The sequence below is a fragment of the Sphingomonas sp. P3_C5 genome (genome assembly GCF_056402635.1).
Window position 1 is genome coordinate 20,507 of the sequence record NZ_JBFUHA010000016.1, and the last position, 17,600, is coordinate 38,106.

17 protein-coding genes are annotated in these 17,600 nt (G+C 64.1%); 7 read left to right on the forward strand and 10 right to left on the reverse strand.

Annotated features, from left to right (window positions below; translation table 11 throughout):
* Positions 1 to 274: 274 nt before the first annotated feature.
* Entirely contained in the window at positions 275 to 1,369 is a 1,095-nt protein-coding gene (locus AC1DVS_RS25410; protein WP_478027289.1) for a 50S ribosomal protein L11 methyltransferase, read from the forward strand.
* An 18-nt stretch (positions 1,370 to 1,387) separates the two neighbouring features.
* Here AC1DVS_RS25410 and AC1DVS_RS25415 read toward each other — a convergent pair whose 3' ends face one another.
* Both AC1DVS_RS25415 and AC1DVS_RS25420 read right to left on the reverse strand, forming a co-directional pair.
* Positions 1,388 to 1,648 carry a YjhX family toxin gene (locus AC1DVS_RS25415; protein WP_478027290.1) on the reverse strand — a complete coding sequence of 87 codons (261 nt, stop codon included), beginning with the start codon at positions 1,646 to 1,648 and terminating at the stop codon, positions 1,388 to 1,390.
* A 143-nt stretch (positions 1,649 to 1,791) separates the two neighbouring features.
* On the reverse strand, positions 1,792 to 2,925 hold the full coding sequence (locus tag AC1DVS_RS25420; protein ID WP_478027291.1) for a GNAT family N-acetyltransferase: 1,134 nt from the start codon (positions 2,923 to 2,925) through the stop codon (positions 1,792 to 1,794).
* A gap of 78 nt (positions 2,926 to 3,003) precedes the next feature.
* Between AC1DVS_RS25420 and AC1DVS_RS25425 the strand changes: the two genes are divergently transcribed.
* Together AC1DVS_RS25425 and AC1DVS_RS25430 are read left to right on the forward strand one after the other, a co-directional pair.
* Positions 3,004 to 3,465, forward strand: coding sequence for a DUF2721 domain-containing protein (locus tag AC1DVS_RS25425; protein WP_478027292.1), 462 nt, complete (start codon positions 3,004 to 3,006; stop codon positions 3,463 to 3,465).
* Positions 3,462 to 3,869: a DUF4345 domain-containing protein gene (locus AC1DVS_RS25430; protein WP_478027293.1), complete on the forward strand. Its 408-nt coding sequence runs from the start codon at positions 3,462 to 3,464 to the stop codon at positions 3,867 to 3,869. The genes AC1DVS_RS25425 and AC1DVS_RS25430 overlap by 4 nt, the downstream gene beginning before the upstream one ends.
* A 1-nt stretch (position 3,870) precedes the next feature.
* On the opposite strand, the gene AC1DVS_RS25435 is transcribed toward AC1DVS_RS25430, so the two are convergent.
* From AC1DVS_RS25435 to AC1DVS_RS25450, 4 genes are all read right to left on the reverse strand, one after another.
* Complete coding sequence (locus AC1DVS_RS25435; RefSeq protein ID WP_478027294.1) at positions 3,871 to 5,670, reverse strand: phage tail sheath family protein; 1,800 nt, start codon at positions 5,668 to 5,670, stop codon at positions 3,871 to 3,873.
* 98 nt (positions 5,671 to 5,768) lie between these two features.
* Positions 5,769 to 7,343, reverse strand: coding sequence for an amidase (locus tag AC1DVS_RS25440; protein ID WP_478027295.1), 1,575 nt, complete (start codon positions 7,341 to 7,343; stop codon positions 5,769 to 5,771).
* 498 nt (positions 7,344 to 7,841) lie between these two features.
* Positions 7,842 to 7,991: a hypothetical protein gene (locus tag AC1DVS_RS25445; protein ID WP_478027296.1), complete on the reverse strand. Its 150-nt coding sequence runs from the start codon at positions 7,989 to 7,991 to the stop codon at positions 7,842 to 7,844.
* 49 nt (positions 7,992 to 8,040) lie between these two features.
* Complete coding sequence (locus tag AC1DVS_RS25450) at positions 8,041 to 8,589, reverse strand: hypothetical protein (RefSeq protein ID WP_478027297.1); 549 nt, start codon at positions 8,587 to 8,589, stop codon at positions 8,041 to 8,043.
* Positions 8,590 to 8,696: 107 nt separating this feature from the next.
* Between AC1DVS_RS25450 and AC1DVS_RS25455 the strand changes: the two genes are divergently transcribed.
* Positions 8,697 to 9,971, forward strand: coding sequence for an MFS transporter (locus tag AC1DVS_RS25455; RefSeq protein ID WP_478027298.1), 1,275 nt, complete (start codon positions 8,697 to 8,699; stop codon positions 9,969 to 9,971).
* 156 nt (positions 9,972 to 10,127) lie between these two features.
* On the opposite strand, the gene AC1DVS_RS25460 is transcribed toward AC1DVS_RS25455, so the two are convergent.
* Both AC1DVS_RS25460 and AC1DVS_RS25465 read right to left on the reverse strand, forming a co-directional pair.
* Entirely contained in the window at positions 10,128 to 11,657 is a 1,530-nt protein-coding gene (locus tag AC1DVS_RS25460) for a PQQ-dependent sugar dehydrogenase (protein ID WP_478027299.1), read from the reverse strand.
* A 103-nt stretch (positions 11,658 to 11,760) separates the two neighbouring features.
* Complete coding sequence (locus AC1DVS_RS25465) at positions 11,761 to 12,882, reverse strand: glycoside hydrolase family 5 protein (protein WP_478027300.1); 1,122 nt, start codon at positions 12,880 to 12,882, stop codon at positions 11,761 to 11,763.
* A 292-nt stretch (positions 12,883 to 13,174) separates the two neighbouring features.
* Here AC1DVS_RS25465 and AC1DVS_RS25470 point away from each other — a divergent pair, with 292 nt between their 5' ends.
* Positions 13,175 to 13,552, forward strand: a complete 378-nt coding sequence (locus AC1DVS_RS25470) for a hypothetical protein (protein ID WP_478027301.1) — start codon at positions 13,175 to 13,177, stop codon at positions 13,550 to 13,552.
* Between the two features lie 33 nt (positions 13,553 to 13,585).
* On the opposite strand, the gene uvrB is transcribed toward AC1DVS_RS25470, so the two are convergent.
* Positions 13,586 to 15,778, reverse strand: coding sequence for an excinuclease ABC subunit UvrB (gene uvrB, locus AC1DVS_RS25475; protein ID WP_478027302.1), 2,193 nt, complete (start codon positions 15,776 to 15,778; stop codon positions 13,586 to 13,588).
* A 172-nt stretch (positions 15,779 to 15,950) separates the two neighbouring features.
* Between uvrB and AC1DVS_RS25480 the strand changes: the two genes are divergently transcribed.
* Positions 15,951 to 16,394 carry a DUF3617 domain-containing protein gene (locus AC1DVS_RS25480; protein ID WP_478027303.1) on the forward strand — a complete coding sequence of 148 codons (444 nt, stop codon included), beginning with the start codon at positions 15,951 to 15,953 and terminating at the stop codon, positions 16,392 to 16,394.
* A 48-nt stretch (positions 16,395 to 16,442) separates the two neighbouring features.
* Here AC1DVS_RS25480 and AC1DVS_RS25485 read toward each other — a convergent pair whose 3' ends face one another.
* Positions 16,443 to 16,898: a hypothetical protein gene (locus AC1DVS_RS25485; RefSeq protein WP_478027304.1), complete on the reverse strand. Its 456-nt coding sequence runs from the start codon at positions 16,896 to 16,898 to the stop codon at positions 16,443 to 16,445.
* Between the two features lie 276 nt (positions 16,899 to 17,174).
* On the opposite strand from AC1DVS_RS25485, the gene AC1DVS_RS25490 reads away from it, so the two are divergent.
* The gene (locus tag AC1DVS_RS25490) at positions 17,175 to 17,585 is read left to right on the forward strand and encodes a hypothetical protein (protein ID WP_478027305.1); all 411 of its coding nucleotides are present in this window, start codon (positions 17,175 to 17,177) and stop codon (positions 17,583 to 17,585) included.
* Positions 17,586 to 17,600: the final 15 nt, after the last annotated feature.

The window sequence follows — 17,600 nt, forward strand, 5'->3', positions numbered from 1 at the left end:
CGCCATCGTGCCCGGCAACGATCGTCCTCCCACCATACCGTTCGCGGTTCGCTCGCACAGGCCCGCTTACGGCCGTTCCGGCTTGAGCCGAACATGACGTCGCCTTTTTATTCCATTCACGAGCCAGTTAGAGCAGAGTAGCTACCCAGCCCAATCACTCCAGATTGCCCGGACTTCCTACCGAGCGTGATTGCTGGACAGCCATACGCATGAGATAGCATCATCACCAAAATATCAGGGTAAGCGCGCGGGCGATCCGCAGGAGGGGATGCCGGTGAGCGACGATATTGACCGCATGATCGCGACACTTGGCGCGGCGCTGCGGCAACGGCCGGATTATCCCTATCATCTCGTCGGGCTGGCTGAGATGGTCGCCGCGAAAAAGCATCGTCGACGCGCCCTGACGCTTGTGCGCGAAGCGATGGCGCTGGCGCGCGACGACCCAGCCACGATCATGCGCGGACGCCGGCTGCTGGCGTCGATGTTGCCGGGCTATCACGTGCCGATGATGAACGACGCACGGCGCAACCTGGCCTGGGATGCGGCGCTGCGGCGCGCGATCCGCCCCGGCATGCTGGTGTTCGAGATCGGCACGGGCGCGGGGATGCTTGCATTGATGGCCGCGCGCGCGGGGGCTGCGAAGGTCGTCACCTGCGAGACCAATCCGGTCGCCGCCGATCTCGCCCGCGAGCTCGCGGCGCTGAACGGTTATGCCGACCGGATCGAAGTGATCACCTGCCCCTCGCAGAAGGTGACGATTGGCAAGGACCTGGAACGGCCAGCCGACCTGCTGTTCTGCGACATCTTCGCTGACAACTTGCTTGGCTTCGATCCGCTCTCAGCGATCGGGGACGCGCGCGCGCGGCTTCTCGCGCCCGGTGCGCCAGTCGTACCGAGGGCGGCCAGCCTGTGCGTGGGCCTGGCCGGCTGGCAGGACCATGGCCGAAGCGGGAAGATCGACAGCGCCTGCGGCTTCGACCTTTCCCCGCTCGCCGATTTCGTCGATGCTACGCTGCTGCGGCCAATCGGTGATCCCGGCCTCGATCTGCTCTCGGAAGGAGAGACGCTATTCCGCTTCGATTTTTCGGACGCGGCTTTTCCCGCCGGCGAGCGGCGCACGGTTGCATGCCGGGCGCTGAAGGCCGGGAAGGTTGATACGATTGCACGATGGATCAGGCTCGAGCTCGATGCGGAAACCATCCTCGAGGCACGGCCGGAGGCAGGCGCCTTCTTCTTCTCGTCGCCGACACTGACGCCGCTCGAAGCTCCCTTCGCAGTATCCGTGGGCGACGAAATCCGGATCGGCGGATCGCATGACCGCCACAAGATCCTGACCTGGGTTGAGGGTGAGAAATCCGGCGTCCCCTGAGGAACGCCGGATTCCCGCTTAGCGATTGTCCGGCTGAGCCCGCACCGCGGTGAGCCCGAGCCGCGTGACGCGGTAAGGTCCGCCTTCAGCGCTGGCGATGAACTGCCGGCGCTTCAACTTGCGGAACAGCGGCAAGGTGCAGTCGCTCAGCACATAGCCGTCGCGGGTGAAGCAATCGACCGCGACGATGCGGCTTGTCTCACCTTCGCGCCGGTGGACGATGCGTCCGCCCTGCGCCAGCGCGTGGAGCACGCGCTGTTCGTATTTCGAGATATTCATGGGAAATGTCGGCCCCTGGCAAAGGGGTTGAGGCCCGCGCAACCAGCGAGAAGCGGTTGCGTACGACGCCCGGTACCGTGATTACCCGGTCAGGCGATCAGCAGGCGACAATTCCAGACATATTCACTCCAGTGGAGCGACGATCATATCGTCGGCTCGGCCGGTGCGTCAATTGCAGGCTGCGCCGAGCGCTGTCCGGTCCGTTCCCAGAGATGGCGCAGCGCTCGCCCGAGCATCGCCGGCAGGCCGGGTCGGACCAGCAGCCAATCGCGGATCGCCGGGCCCTGATGCGCGCCCATCTCCTGCTTGTAGCCGCTATCCCCGGCGCCCCAGTCGACCCGGGCGACCCCGGCCGCCATCGCCCGCATCAGGTTGCGGTAATGGAGCAACTTGCCGGGGGAGTGATCGGCAAAGGCCGGATCATAGCTGTTGGCGATCGCATAGGTGAGATCGCCGGTCGCGAGATCGAACGAGAAGGCCGCCGGCGCGCCAGCGACCCTGAGCAGGGCCGCCGACATCATCGCCGCGACGACCGGGTCCCGCGCCGCCATGCGCCAGAAATTGCCGTGCCCGGTCGTGGTGAACTTGGCGTCGCTGCCATCGGTACGGGCCGCGATCCAGCTCTTCTCCTCGATCGCGGCCAGCGCGTCGAATGCCTCCTCAGTCCAGTCAGCGCCGCTCAGGAACTGCCAGTCGAGCGCGCCTTGCTCAGCCAGATGCTTTTCATGAAAGCGGTTCTTGCGGAGCGTCGAGGTGCGCGGCCAGTCTCCGCGTAGGCGGGCGGCGGCCACATCGAGCAGCCACGAATCAGCGACGAATCGGTCAAGCGTAGCCCAGCCCTTTGCCCGGGCTGCCGCGAGCAGCGGCTCGAGCACGGGATCGCCATCGCAGATCGGACCGACGCGCAAGGCGTTGACCTCACGCCCAAGCCCATCGACCAGGGCATTGAAGGCCCCCTGCCCCACCGCTTCGCTCGCCGGAAAACTGCGGAACGGCCAATAGGAGCCCGGTACCGCCGCCAGCCGCGCCGGCCCGGGGCCGAATCGCACCATCGGCAGGGCAATCACCGGGTCGCCGTCGTGCTCCACGAGCAAGGTGCGCGCCTCGCCGCCATAGGCCGAGAGCGCGGCGGCAAACCATTGGTAGCGAAGGAAACAATGTGTCTCTGGCCCGGCCTCGGCAACCAGATCGATCGCGCCCGAAAGCCCGTCGAACACCAATGCGCGCGTGATCGGCGGCAGGCGGGTGAATTCTGCGAGCAGCATCGGCTTGGTCATGGCCGATCGTTACGTGGCTAGCGGTTACCAACCGGTTCGCGCTTGACCCTTTGGCAGCGAAGCCCCCACAACCGCCTTGTGCAATTTTCTCCCGCCGTCACCACGATCGCCCAGACGATCCAGCTTTCGCTGTCGCCGGTCTTCATGCTGGCCGGCATCGGAGCGTTGCTCAACGTGCTGGCCGGGCGACTTTCGCGCGTGGTCGACCGTGCCCGCCAGGTGGAGGGCCTTCATCCGCGCTCGACCGGGCCCGAGCATGACCGCCATGTCTGGGAGTTGCGGCTGCTCGACCGGCGCATGTCAGTGATCAACATGGCCCTGGTGCTCGGCGTGTCGAGCGCGGTGATGACCTGCCTCGTCGTCGCCATGCTGTTCGTCGCTGAACTGGCCAAGCTCCATATCGGCACCGTCGTCGCGCTGTCCTTCATCCTCGCCATGTTCCTGCTGATCGCAGCTTTGGTCTCGTTCCTGATCGAGGTGCGGATGTCGTTGACCGCAATCCATATCCGGCCCGAGTTGCTCGAAAAAGACGGCGGGTGAACCCACGCATCGAGAAGCGATTGCTGCAGGCGATCGTCGCCGTCGCATGCGTGGTGCCGCTGGCCACCGGCGGCTGGAGCATCCTTCATGGGCCGGGTTTTCTCGGCCATCCACCGGTGGTCCCTGTCGATCTCGACAGCCATTTCCGGTACATCTCGGGCATCTTCTTCGCGGTCGGCATCGCCTTTGCGAGCTGTGTTCCAAGGATCGAGATCAAGGGCGCGCGCTTCCGGTTGCTCGGGACGCTGGTGATAATGGGTGGGCTGTCACGCATCGTGTCGCTGGTTGCGGTCGGCACGCCCTCGAAAGGGCATCTCTTCGCCTTCGCAATGGAGCTGGGCGTCGTGCCGCTGCTGATGCTGTGGCAAACGAGGTTCGCGAAGCGGTGGCGCCAGAGACGCTAGATCAGACTCCCTGCATCGTCTGTTTAAAGGTCAGCTCGATGAACTCCGCCGGATGGACCATCTGGAGCGTGACGTTGACGATCATATAGCCGTTGAGGATGTCCTCGCCCGTCATCGTCGTGGGAACACCGCACGAGACTGTGAAAGCGTCGCTTGCCTTGTCGCCCATCAGCCCGCCCGCCTCCCAGAGTCCGGTCAGGAAACTGGAGATCATCGCTGTCACCGTCGTCCATGTCGCGCTGTCATTGGCGGCGAAGACGAAGGGCTGGAGCGCCTGCTGGATCGATTGCTGAACGTAAATGAGGGTGCGGCGGACCTGGATATAACGATAGTCCAGGCTGTTGCCGTCGAGCGTCCGAGCGCCCCAGACCACAGTGCCGCGATTGGGGAATTCCCGCAGGACGTCAATTGCGTTGCCGTTGAGCGGCACATTGTAACCGGCCTGCTCCGTATCGTTCAGCGATACCTTGGGCGCTATCACCTGGTTGAGTGCCAGGTTCGCCGGTGCGGTCCACACGCTATGATTGGCATCGTTCAGCGCCCAGACCCCGGCCAGCGCACCGCTTGGCGGCACGACGTTGAGCTTGCCGGCGAGAATCTGCTGGATGGTGCCGAGCAGGGGCAGTGCATTGAGGAGATATTGATCGAGCGCCGCGATGCCGGCGCTGTCGGTCGGCACCGCGGCCGCCCCGGGGAGGGACACCGCCATTCCCTCAGCCACGCCGAGGATATTCGCCGGATTCGAGGCGATCGGCGATGCCCCGGAAACGGGAAAGGCGGCTGCGATGTGAGCCGCCATATCGACAAAGGCGGAGGGGAGGTCAGTGGCCGACCCAGACCAGAGAGGCCAATAGAGCGACTGCGCCTGGCTGGTCAGCAGATTGTTCATCAAAATCGTACTGGCAGCACTTCCGCTCAGATTCACGAAGGACAGATCGGTCGGCGCGAGCAGCGACGACTGGAGTGCGGGGCCATAGGCTGTGCCGTAGCTGAGGGCATCCGCGGCCGGCGCGATCGCTGTGTAGAAAGCGTCCGCCTGCTGCTGCATCGCGTCAGCCGACCAATTGGCCGGATCCAGCGCGCCGGGCAGATCGAGGATCGCCACGCGGTCCTGCAGCGTGGCCGATTGCCGGAGCATCTCGACGACGACGGGCTGATAGCCGGGATAGCTCAGTTCGCCATTGGCATCGGCCTCGACCAGTAGGCAGGCATCGGGCACCACCAGCATCGTGCCGCCGCGCGTGTCGTTCGAGACGGCGAGCCCGGCCAGCAGATCGTTCGGATTGACGGCGGCCGGCGTGGCTCCCGTCGGGGGCGTGTTGCTCGCGGTGCCCCAATAATTGGCGACGGAGATGACGAAACAATCGCCGCCGCCATTGGCGAAGAACAACTCCATCGCCGAATAAAGATTGAACTGCGGACCATAGGCCCTGGTGCCGGCGGGCGTCACCGAAGTCGCGACCGTATAGCTCGCAATGGACGACCCATCATCGGCGCCGTCCCAAGAACGCGTCTCGAAATCCGCATCCGCGCTCGACGCCGCTGCCGTGACGATGCCCCTCACATCGAAACCCGCGCCGAAATAGCTGCGATAGTCAGCCATCGAACTCAGCGACACTGGCTCCAGATAGACTGGCTTCCCGGTCGATGGATCCCGGGCGGTTTCGGTATAGCCGATGAAGATCGGAACCGCGGTGGCGACGCCGACGATCGAAGACGGGAAGGCATCCAGCTCAGTGACATAGACGCCGGGTATCTTTCGATCCGCCACGGCAGGAGGCGGCGGGACATTGGCTGACATGGCGGCGCTTCCTTTGCGGCGGGTGGGACAGGTCCAATAGAGGTCATCGCAAATCGCTCATACCGGAAGTCGAACCATCTTCGTTCCGATCGCGGCGGTCAGCGCGTGCCCTCCAACCCGGCGGCCGCATCGGCGACCGGAAGATAGCGCGGCGCGACCCGGGCATGGCTTGCCTGTTCATAGGTATAGCCAGCATCGAGCACCGCCTGATCGCCCCAGGCGGTCGCGATGAAGGACAGGCCGACAGGCAGCCCCTTCACCAGCCCCATCGGCACGGTCAGGTGCGGATAGCCGGCGATCGCGGGCAACTCGCTTGCGCTGGGGCCGCTGAAATTGTCACCGGAGACAGTGTCGCTGAGCCACGGCGTACCATAGGTCGGCTCGACCAGCAGGTTGGCGTCGGCTTTCTTGAGCATCGCGTCGATCCCTTCGGCACCGGCCAGCCTCAGCGATTTGGCGCGGGCACCGAGATATTCGGCATCGGTTAGGCCACGGGTCTTCGCGGCATCGAGGAAGATCTCCTGGCCGAAAAAGGGCATCTCGGTCGCCTTGTTCGCTTCATTAAAGGCGATGACCTGATCGAGCGTGCGCGTCGTGACTGAGTTGGGCGTTGTTGCCAGATAGGCATCGAGATCGGCCTTCAATTCGGCCTTGAGCACGTCGAACTCGGCGTCGCCGCGCCCGCCATCCTTGGGCGCCTCGGCATCGACCAGGATCGCGCCCTGTGCTTTCAAGACAGCGAGCGCCGCCTCATATTGCACCTTCAGAGCTTCCGGCATCTCGGGGTGGAGGACGGCGATCCGCTTGCCCTTGAGCGCATCGCCTGAAAGACCGGCGGCGAAATCGCGCCGGTATTTATCGGCATCCTTCGTTGTTACATCGGCCGGATCGGCGGCGACCATGTTCGAGAACAGGATCGCCACATCCTTCACGCTTCGCCCCATCGGCCCCGGCGTATCCTGGCTGTGGCTGATCGGGACGACATGGGTGCGGCTCACCATGCCGAGCGTCGGCTTCAGCCCGACCAGCCCGTTCATCGAGGAGGGGCATACGACCGAACCGTCAGTCTCGGTGCCGACCGCGACCGCGGCGAAGCTCGCCGCCACCGCCGCGCCGGACCCGCTCGATGAGCCGCACGAAGTGCGATCGAGCGCATAGGGATTGCGTACCAGACCGCCGATAGCGCTCCAGCCGCTGATCGATTTGGTCGAGCGGATATTCGCCCATTCGGAGAGGTTGGTCTTGCCGAGGATCACCGCGCCGCCCTTGCGGAGCTCGGCGACTACCGGCGCATCGCGGCCGGTGCGATTGTCCTTGAGCGCGAGGCTGCCAGCGGTGGTCGGCATGTCGCTCGTCTCGATATTGTCCTTGATCAGCACCGGGATGCCGTCGAGCGGGCCGAGCGGCTTGCCGGCTTTGCGGCGCGCGTCGCTGGCGCGGGCTTCTGCAAGGGCGTCGGGGTTGAGCGCGATCACCGCGCGCAGATTGGGACCTTTGCGATCCATCGCGGCGATGCGGGCGAGATAGGCGCGGGTGATGTCCTGGCTGCTTGCCGTTCCCTTCGCCATCATCGCGTCGAGATCGGCGATCGAAGCTTCCTCGACCCGCACCTCCCGAGCGAAGGCGGGTACCGCGAGGATCGAGCCGACCAGCAGCAGAGCGAAGGCGCGCATTGATGTTCCCCTGTGCCGGATCTTCCGGCCAAATCATGCGGGAGAGCGAAGTCCGGAACAAGCCTGTCCCACGGGCAATAGAGAGAAACCCGATTAGGTTGAATCAGGCCGTCGCCCTTCGGCTTGGCCCAGATATGAAAAGAGGCTGCCGGGTCCGAAGACCCGGCAACCTCCTGACATGGTCAGCGGCCGGAAGCTCCAGCCCGGGAGACCATGCGAACCGCCTCTCCTGTAGGCCCTGCGTTGACTGGGGGAGAATACCCCCCGCACGGCCCGGCGGATTAGCGGCGCGTCCCCCGAACGAACTGAACCGACCCCACTGCTGAACCATGAGACATCGGATCACCTCCTTTCGCTTGTTGAAACATCGTGCCCTGCATGAGCACGCCCTATATGTGAATCATCGGAATCGCATATACAAGTCTTGTAATGTGTTTCGTTTTGAACGAGTCTCTTGCGCTGCCCAAATCGCCGGCCCAGCTCCCTCCCCACCTCGCCTCAGTGGCGTTTGAAATATTGCACTTCACGCTCATGCTTCTCGGCCGCGGCGCGCGTGCCGAAGGTGCCGAGGTTGCGGCCCTTGTGGGTGTCGGGATCAAGTTTGCGCGAATAGAGCCGATATTCGCCGGATTTGAGCTTGCGGATCATGGCCTTGCCTCCTCGCCGTAAAAACGCGCGAGGCGAAAAAGCTATCCGGTCAGCGCCGGCAATCCTCAGTCACGCGCTCGATCTCGGCCCAGGCCGGTACGACCAGGGTGGCAAAGCCCGGCTGCTCAACGACAAAGCGACCGCGGCTGAAGCCGATCGCGTCGAGCAGGCTGTCGCGCGGACCGATCGCAACCGCGAGATAGGGCGGCGTACCGCCGGTCGGAGTGGTCGAGAGTATCCGCGACACCGTGGTGGTGCGGACCGTCATGGGCACTGCGCCCGAGGCTATCCCGGCACGCGAGAGGTAGAGCGTGCTGGCAGCGCGATCGCAGCGCAGCGTCAGTGTGGCGTCGGCGCCGCGCTCTCCGAACAGAGCGATCGAGCCGCGTCCGTCCTGACGGTACACCCATTCCCCCGGCGTCACCGGCCAGTCGCGCCAATCGGCGCCGAGCGGCACCGGTGTCGGCCGTGGCGGCGGCGGTGGCGTGTAGGTCGGGACCGGAACCGGGACTGGTGTCGGCGCAGGCCGTGGCGGCGCGACGGGCGCCACGCAGCTCGCTAGTGCAAGGGTTACAGCAAGGAGCGGAAGCGCACGCATGGCGACCCCTATGCGCGATGCGGGCGGGTCGCTCAACCGTCCGTCTTGCACATGCGCGTTATTTCGACTCTCTTGTCGGCCAGGACGTTGAGCCGGGGGAGAGAGACATGGCGATCGACGCCAAACGCCTGCGATCGATCATCGGCGGTTCGGCCGGCAACCTTGTCGAATGGTATGACTGGTACGCCTATTCCTCGCTCTCACTGGTGTTCGCGGCGACCTTCTTCCCCAAGGGCGACCGCACCGCGCAGTTGCTGAGCACCGCCGCGATCTTCGCGGTCGGCTTTCTGATGCGACCGGTCGGTGCCTGGGTGATGGGGCGTTATGCCGATGCGCATGGGCGCAAGGCGGGGCTGACCCTGTCGGTCGGGCTGATGTGCGTTGGCTCGCTGATGATCGCGCTGGTGCCGGGCTATGCGACGATCGGCGTTGCCGCGCCGGCGATCCTGCTGATCGCGCGGATGCTGCAGGGCCTGTCGGTCGGCGGGGAATATGGCGCGAGCGCGACCTATCTCTCCGAGATGGCGACGCGCGAGCGCCGCGGCTTCTGGTCGAGCTTCCAATATGTCACGCTGATCGGCGGGCAGTTGCTGGCGCTTGCCGTGACGCTGATCCTCCAGGCCTCGCTCGACAAGGCCGAGATGGCCAGCTTTGGCTGGCGGATCGCCTTCGGGCTCGGCGCTGTGCTGGCGCTGTTCGTCTATATCATGCGGCGGCGGCTGGCGGAGACGGCATCGTTCGAGAACCAGGCGGCGGATCGTCCGAAGTCGACCCTCGCCGCATTGTGGAAGGCGCATCCCCGCGAGTTCATACTGGTCGCGATCATCAGCGCGGGCGGCAGCCTGACCTTTTATGCCTACACGACCTATCTGCAGAAGTTCCTGGTCAACACGAGCGGCTTCAGCGTCCAGACCGCGACCCAGGTGATGACCGCCGCGCTTGTCGTTTATATGTGCGTCCAGCCCCTGTTCGGCATGGCCGCCGACCGGGTCGGGCGAAAGCCGATGCTGTTGCTGTTCGGCTTTGGCGGCATGATCGTATCCCAGCCGGTGTTCACCGCGCTCGAGATCGTGAGCGACCCGGTCATTGCGTTCGCCATCATCCTGATCCCGCTGATGCTGCTCTCCGCCTACACATCGATCAGCCCGTTGATCAAAGCCGAGCTCTTCCCGGCGCATATCCGCGCGCTGGGGGTCGCCTTCCCCTATGCGATCGGCAATGCGGCCTTTGGCGGCACGGCTGAATATGTCGCTTTGTGGTTCAAGCAGGCGGGGATCGAATCCGCCTTTTACTGGTATGTCACCGCGATCATCGGCGCAGCGACGATCGCCTTCCTGATGCTGCCCGAGACCAAGCGGACGAGCCTGATCATCGAGGATTAGAGCCTGAAGCATCCGGCCGGATAGCCTGGCCGCGCGGAAGGTTGAATCGAGCGACTGTTGGAAATGTCATGCGGGCGCTGACATTTTTTCAACGACGGCGATGGGCCAGAATTACAATTTAATTGTTTATTATCAATAGATTGTATCTATATATAGCTAGGCCGTGGTCACCATGTACACCTCTCCGTCGAGATCCACGAGATAGAGGTTGCCGGCCGAGTCCTCGCCGAACGATGCGAGCTGGTCGATCGTCCCGGCATCGGGCGCGAAATCCTCGTTGCGGCGCTCGAAGCCGCTGGCGCCCAAGGTCGTTCCCTGGACCAGCGTATCGGCCGGCACGGTGAAGATATGGCCGCGGCCATAATCGCCGAATACATAATAACCGACGAGCGACGTGACTGGCCCGCGATAGACATAGCCGCCGGTGATGGTCGGCCCCTGTTTCATGCCCGTGCCATGGCCATATTCGAGCACCGGATCGATCAGGCCGGCGGGCGCGGTGCCGGTATAGGGATGCGCGCCCTCGCGGAAATGCCAGCCATAATTGCCGCCCTTGTCCTGCGGGCGGACCAGATCCACTTCCTCCCAGGCATCCTGGCCGACATCGCCGACAAGCAGGTTGCTGCCCCAGAAGGAGGCGCGGAAGGGATTGCGGAAGCCATAGGCGAAGATCTCTCGCGCGCCGCCGGCGCCGCTCGCGAAGGGGTTGTCGGCGGGGATGGTATAATAGGAAGGCGTTGCACCGGCGAAGGGATCGGGGTTGATCGTGATGCGCAGTACCTTGCCGAGCAAGACGTTGGTGTTCTGGGCATTGTTCGGCACGTCGCCACCCCCGCCGCCATCGCCGGTCGCGAGATAGAGATTGCCATCGGGCCCGAAGCCTAGCCAGCCGCCATTGTGGTTGCTGTTGGTGGGATGCGGAATGGTTATAATCGTCGCATTGAGCACAGTGGAGCCGTTGCTAGCGCGACGATAACGGCGGATCTCGATATTGCCCGCGGGGTTCGTGACATAGGCGTAGAGGAAGCCGGTCGTCTGGTAATCCGGCGCGGCCGCTACGCCGAGCAGGCCGCGTTCGTTCTCGGTCGAGATGTCGGATACGGTGATGAAGCCAGTCTTGGTGCCGGTCGCGGGATCGAGTGTCAGGACGTTCCCGCCCTTTTCGACGACGAATACCTTGGTGTCGCCGGGGATCGGCGCGACATAAAGCGGCTGACTGAAGCCGGTGCCGACACGGCGCACGCGGATGCCCTCGCGGCTGTTGGTCACGGTGATCCGTACCGCCAAGCTGGCATTGGCCATGCCGTCGCTGACGCCGATCTGGACGTCGTAGATATTATCCTGGCCGTTATCCGCCGGCGCTTCGAAATCCGGCGGCGACACAAAGCGCAGCAGCCCGGCGGGGGTGATCGAGAAGCGAGCGGCATCCGCGCCGCCGGCGATGCTCCAAATTAGCGCGCTGCCTTCGGGGTCGCTTGCTGTCGCCTGATAGGCGTCCGTCACATTCTCGACGACGCTGGCGGCACTTGCCGAAGTAAAGGCCGGCGGCTGATTGCCGGGCGTCGGCGTCGGGGTTCCACCACCTCCGGAACCGCCGCCGCTACAGGCCGGTGCCAGCAGCAGCACAGCCAAAGCCAGGCTGGTCGTCAGGCGCGCGCGGCGGCGTGCGGGGACAGGTCCCGACATCGGTTTTCTCCCGGAGGTACCGAACCGAGGCCTTTGCCCCTTGTTCAGTCAGCGACCCGTCTAGCTCAACGCCCGCGACAGGCTTCCGTTGCTCGCATCAGCATCAGCCTGGCGGCAAGGTCGTCGTGGTGACGATCGCATCGGCCAGGCCCGGCTCCCAGCCGGTCGCGTCGCGCCACAAATGGAAGGTGTTGGTATAGCCCCAGGCGCAGCTCTGCACGCCGACAGAGGCAAAGGCCGAGCTGACAAGGCCGTAATATTTCGCCCGCTCGGCGAGCGGCTTGCTTTCATGGGCGCCATATTCGCCGGCGAAGGGGACCCGCCCGGTGGTCGCCATATAGTTGGTGAGCTTGGTCAGCACGGTACGGAGATCGGCGATGTCGGCGGGCGTGCCGAAATCGAGACGGACCGCCGGCGTCATCCAGGGTGCGGTGTCGAAGGCGAAATTTCCGGGGTCATAATAATGGAAGGTCGGGACAATGTTGGGATCGGCCGGCAAGGGCGAGGTCAGCATCGAATCGAGCGATGCCCAGTTCGCACCGTCGATCACCACGCGGCGGGTCGGGTTGCTGGCGCGCACCGCGGTCAGTGCCGGTGTCTGGATCGCGAGCAGATTGGCGGCGGTGAGGTTGGTATTGGGCTCGTTGATCAGCTCGAAATAGACGCTCGCCGGCTCGTCCTTGAAGGCGACGCCGATCTGCCGCCACATCTCGGCGAAGCGCACCGCGTTGCCTGATGGATCGTCGAACAGCTCGAGATAATGGTGCATGTCGACGATGACCGACATGTTGTTGGCGACCGCGAGATCCGTGACGTGCTTGACCCGCGCCATGAAGACGGGATCGATCGTATAGGGCGCGGCCGTCAGCGCATGCGCCGAAAACCGGGCCGGCAGGCGGATCGCGGTAAAGCCCTTCGCCTTGATGTTGGTGATGTCGCTGTCGAGGACACCGCGACCCCAATCGCCTTCATTGGGCGCTTCGAGCATGTCGGACATGTTGACGCATTTGCCGAGCCGCAGCGTGGCGCCGGTCGTGGGGAGCGCCGCGGCCGCCGCGACGAAGGTGGCGGGCGTCGGAGTTGGGGTGGGCGTCGGGCTCGGCGTTGGTGTCGGAACCGGAGTGGGCGCAGGGGCTGGGGCTGCCGTCAGCGACGACGAGCCGCCGCCGCTGCATCCGGCGAGGCAGATGATCGCCACGCTGGCCATGAACAGCTGCTTTCCCATCGCTCTCCTCCGTTGCCACGCCCTGCCCCGTCGCTCATCGGCGGGGGCCTTTTTTCAAATGACAACGCTGCCATTCTGGCCTGTGCGGCTGGGCAGCGCAAGCCCGATGGCAGGCGTGCGGTTTATACTGCTCAACGTTCGGACAGAATGTCCGTTGCCCTTCGCTGCCAGTTTGGATGCTTCTGGAGCGAAGCTGTGCTGCGTCGGGCGAACACGCGCAGATACTTGGCCGACTCGGCCCGATCAGCTATGACGAAACTGCAAAAAAAGTGAACCATGGGGAGAAAAATCGATGCCTGCGCCGCACGTCACCCTGTCGAGCCTGGGCCTTGCAGCTCTGCTGACCATCTCCGGTCAGGCAAGCGCGCAGAGCGCCCCGGACCTGGACAAGGCGCTTGTCGCCTCCAAGCCCATGTTCGAATCCAACAATGTCTCCGGTCACGTCCAGGCGGCGGTGACGACGGACTGCACGACCGTGCTGAGCCTCGAAGGCAACAAGAGCTATACGATGAAGATCATCGGCAAGCCCGGCAGCGCGGACGGCAATGGGCTGACGATCGATGTGGCCAAAGATTCAGTGATGTTCAGCTTCCGCGGCGACGACGCCGACAATCTGGCCAAGGCCGCCGCCAAGGCGCTGGAGCCGGTTACAGCGCGCTGCAAGGGGTAGCATTCGTCATCCCGGCGGAGGCTGGGGTGACGGTTAGCGCCGTCCCCCGCCCATCCGCATCTTCTGGCTCTTGCCGTAGCGGGTCTTGCGGGTGCCGGGTTTTCCTTCGTTCGCACGGCCCATCACTGGCGCGCGGTGCTCGCCCGCGGGGAGGCCGAGTTCTTCCGCCTCCAAGCTCCTGATCTCGTCGCGCAGGCGCCCGGCAGTCTCGAATTCGAGATCGGCGGCGGCCGCGCGCATCTGCTTTTCGAGGTCCTCGATATAGGCGCGCAGATTGTGGCCGACCATGTGCGGGCGGTCTTCGTCGATCTCGATCGTCACCTGATCGCGGCTGGCCACATCCTTTATGATGTCGCCGATGTTGCGGCGGATCGTTGTCGGGGTGATGCCGTGCGCCTCATTATAGGCGAGCTGCTTCTCGCGACGCCGGCCGGTTTCGTTCATCGCCCGCTCCATCGAGCCGGTGATGCGATCGGCATAGAGGATCACCCGCCCATCCACGTTGCGCGCGGCGCGGCCGATGGTCTGGATCAGCGAGGTTTCGGAGCGCAGGAAGCCTTCCTTGTCGGCATCGAGAATCGCGACCAGTCCGCATTCGGGGATGTCGAGCCCTTCGCGCAGCAGGTTGATGCCGACCAGCACGTCGTACACGCCGAGCCTGAGATCGCGGATCAGCTCGATACGTTCGAGCGTCTCGACGTCGGAATGCATGTAGCGGACCTTGATCCCGGCCTCGTGCATGAACTCGGTCAGGTCCTCGGCCATGCGCTTGGTCAGCGTGGTGACGAGCGTGCGGTAACCTGCCTCGGCGGTCTTCTTCGCCTCGACGATCAGGTCCTGGACCTGCTCCTCGACTGGCTTGATCTCGATCGGCGGGTCGATCAGCCCGGTCGGGCGGATCACCTGTTCGGCGAAGACGCCGCCGGTCTGCTCCATCTCCCAGCTGCCTGGGGTCGCCGAGACATAGGTGGTCTGGGGGCGCATCGCCTCCCATTCGTTGAAGCGTAGCGGCCGGTTGTCGATCGCTGACGGCAGGCGGAAGCCATATTCGGCGAGCGTCAGCTTGCGGCGATGGTCGCCGCGCGACATGCCGTTGATCTGGCCGATCGTGACATGGCTCTCATCGACGAACAGCAGGGCGTTGTCGGGCAGATATTCGAACAAGGTGGGCGGCGGCTCGCCCGGCATGCGGCCGGTGAGGAAGCGCGAATAATTCTCGATGCCCGCGCAACTGCCGGTCGCAGCGATCATCTCGAGATCGAAATTGGTGCGCTGTTCGAGCCGCTGTGCCTCGAGCAATTTGCCTTCCGGGATCAGCTCCTTCAGCCGCTCGGCCAGCTCGTGCTTGATCGCCTCCATCGCCTGTTTGAGCGTCGGGCCGGGCGTGACATAGTGGCTGTTCGCATAAACGCGGACATAGTCGAGGCTCGCGACCTTCTTGCCGGTCAGCGGATCGAACTCGACGATCTCCTCGATATCGTCGCCGAAGAAGGACACGCGCCAGGCGGTATCCTCATAATGCGACGGGAAGATTTCGAGATTGTCGCCCTTCACGCGGAAATTGCCGCGCTGGAACGCCGCATCATTGCGCTTGTATTGCAGCGAGACGAGTTTCCGCACGATCTCGCGCTGATCGACCGTCTGGCCTTTTTTCAGGTCGAAGATCATCGCCGAATAGGTTTCGACCGAGCCGATGCCGTAGAGGCATGAGACCGAGGCGACGATGATCACGTCATCGCGCTCGAGCAGGGCGCGGGTCGCCGAATGCCGCATCCGGTCAATCGACTCGTTCACCGAGCTTTCCTTCTCGATATACGTGTCAGACCGGGGGACGTACGCCTCGGGCTGGTAATAATCGTAATAGCTGACGAAATATTCGACCGCATTCTCCGGGAAGAAGCTCTTGAATTCGCCATAGAGCTGCGCTGCGAGGATCTTGTTGGGCGCGAGCACCAAAGCCGGCCGCTGCACCGCCTCGATCACCTTGGCCATGGTGAAGGTCTTGCCGCTGCCCGTCACGCCGAGCAGCACCTGATCGCGCTCGCCCGCCTGGGTCTGTTCGACCAGTTCGGCAATCGCGGTGGGCTGGTCGCCCGAGGGCGTATAGTCGGAGACGAGCTTGAATGCCTTGCCCCCCTCTGCCTTGGGCGGACGGTTCGGCCGGTGCGGGACGAAGCTGGTGCCCGTTTCGGGCTCGTCGAGGCTGGTGCGAATCTGGATGGCCATAGAAGTACAATATGGGAACAGAAAGGCCGAGCGGCAATCGTCTTCGCAGCATTAGTGGCGGGTCTGCACGCCAAAATCTGGATTGCCATTGGCTGCGAATGCGGGAAGGAAGGGATAACCCGCGGCACAGCGGGATTGGTCGCGTGTAATCTTTGTTCCAGGAGATTTTGCGATGAATCGAGTCCTTGTCGCTGCGCCGCTGCTGCTGATCCTGCCCGCCGCCGGCCCGAGCCTGCCGATCCAGCCCGGGATGTGGCAGAGCACCGTCACCATCACCGAGATGCAGTCACCTCACATGCCACCTGGCGCTGGCGCCGGGATGCGCGCCCATCCGACCACCGTCTCCGCCTGCGTGACCGCGGCTCAGGCGGCTGACGGCCCGAGGGCAGTGCTGCAAGGGAGCCATGGCAAATGCCATTATACGAGCTTCAATGCTTCGGGCGGGCGGTTCAGCGCGGTGATGCAGTGTGCCTTTGGCCGAAGCACGATGACCGTGACCTCGAACGGTACCTACACTGCGACCACTATGGATGTGACTGGCAGCTCGTCCACAACCGGGCCGATGCAGATGACGACCAAATCGCACACGGTCGCCCGGCGGATCGGGGGCTGCTGACTTTCAGCGGGATAAGATGTCGATCGGTTATGTGACCATCGACGGCGTTCAGAAGCTCCGCCGATAGGCCACGCGCCACATCACCAGCCCGATCAGCGCGGAAATGACCGCGAGGATCAGGCTGGTCGCGACGGCGCTGATCCATCGGAACATCAAACTTTGCGCGTCGGTCGCCGGCATGGTGTAGAGACCGAAGAAATAGGTCTGGCCGCAAAGGAACAGGGCGAAGCCGGCAATCATGCCGACCAGAATGGCCGCGACCGGGCCGCGGCGGCCAAGCGCGTGCGCGACGATCCAGAGTGGCCCGGCCACTGCGACCGCTGCCATCGCGGTGATGACGATGCCGATGACGAAGCCGACCGCAACGGAAAAGGGTGTCGCCGATCCGCCGAGCAGGACGAGCAGGCCAGCAAAAGCGCCGCCCAGCAGCCCACCCGCGCCAAGGGAAAGCCCCGCGCGATCCAGACTCGTCTCATATCCGCGCAGTGCGACCCGCTCGGCCAATTCCGGTTCTCCCCTTGCGGACGTCCATATCACCGCATTTCGCGGTGCCCAAGCCCATCCAGTTCCGTTGTACGCTAACGGAACGGGCTGCTTAACCGCCTCGTAGCATGTCGCTGCTACTGCATCGGATCATCGCGATCCGGGGATTTTATGCGCCACAGGCCCTTTTTTCTCACAGCCCTGATACTGTCGTGCCTTCCGCTGTCGGGCTGTCAGGAGGAGGAGGACGATTCGACCAATATTCCCCTTCGTGGACATTGGGAGGCAGTCGTAAAGTTGGTCGCCCTGACGATCGACGACCGCAGCGTCACGGCCGACGAGGTGCCGTTTCCCATTTCGGCCAGTCGGGGAGAGGACAAGGGCTGCTTCGAGCCGAAGTTCAAGACGGTCGACGAGCTCAACGCGATCAGCGCGCTTGAGCAAAACAAGTGCCAGGTCGCCACGCTCGACCACGACGGCGGGTCGATTACCGCGCATGGCAAATGTCAGCCGGTCGGCAGGGGCAGTGTAACGATCACTGGCAGTTTCGACCTGTCCGCCGGAGAGACGAGCGACCGGATCAAGGGCCTCGCGACCAGCAACTTCTCGGTCCATCTGCCCGACGGCGAGACGATCCGTCTACATAGCGCCTACACGATGACCTGGACGCGGCTCGGCCCCTGTTGGGGCGGGCCGCTCTCGGGCTAGCGTGAAATCCGATTG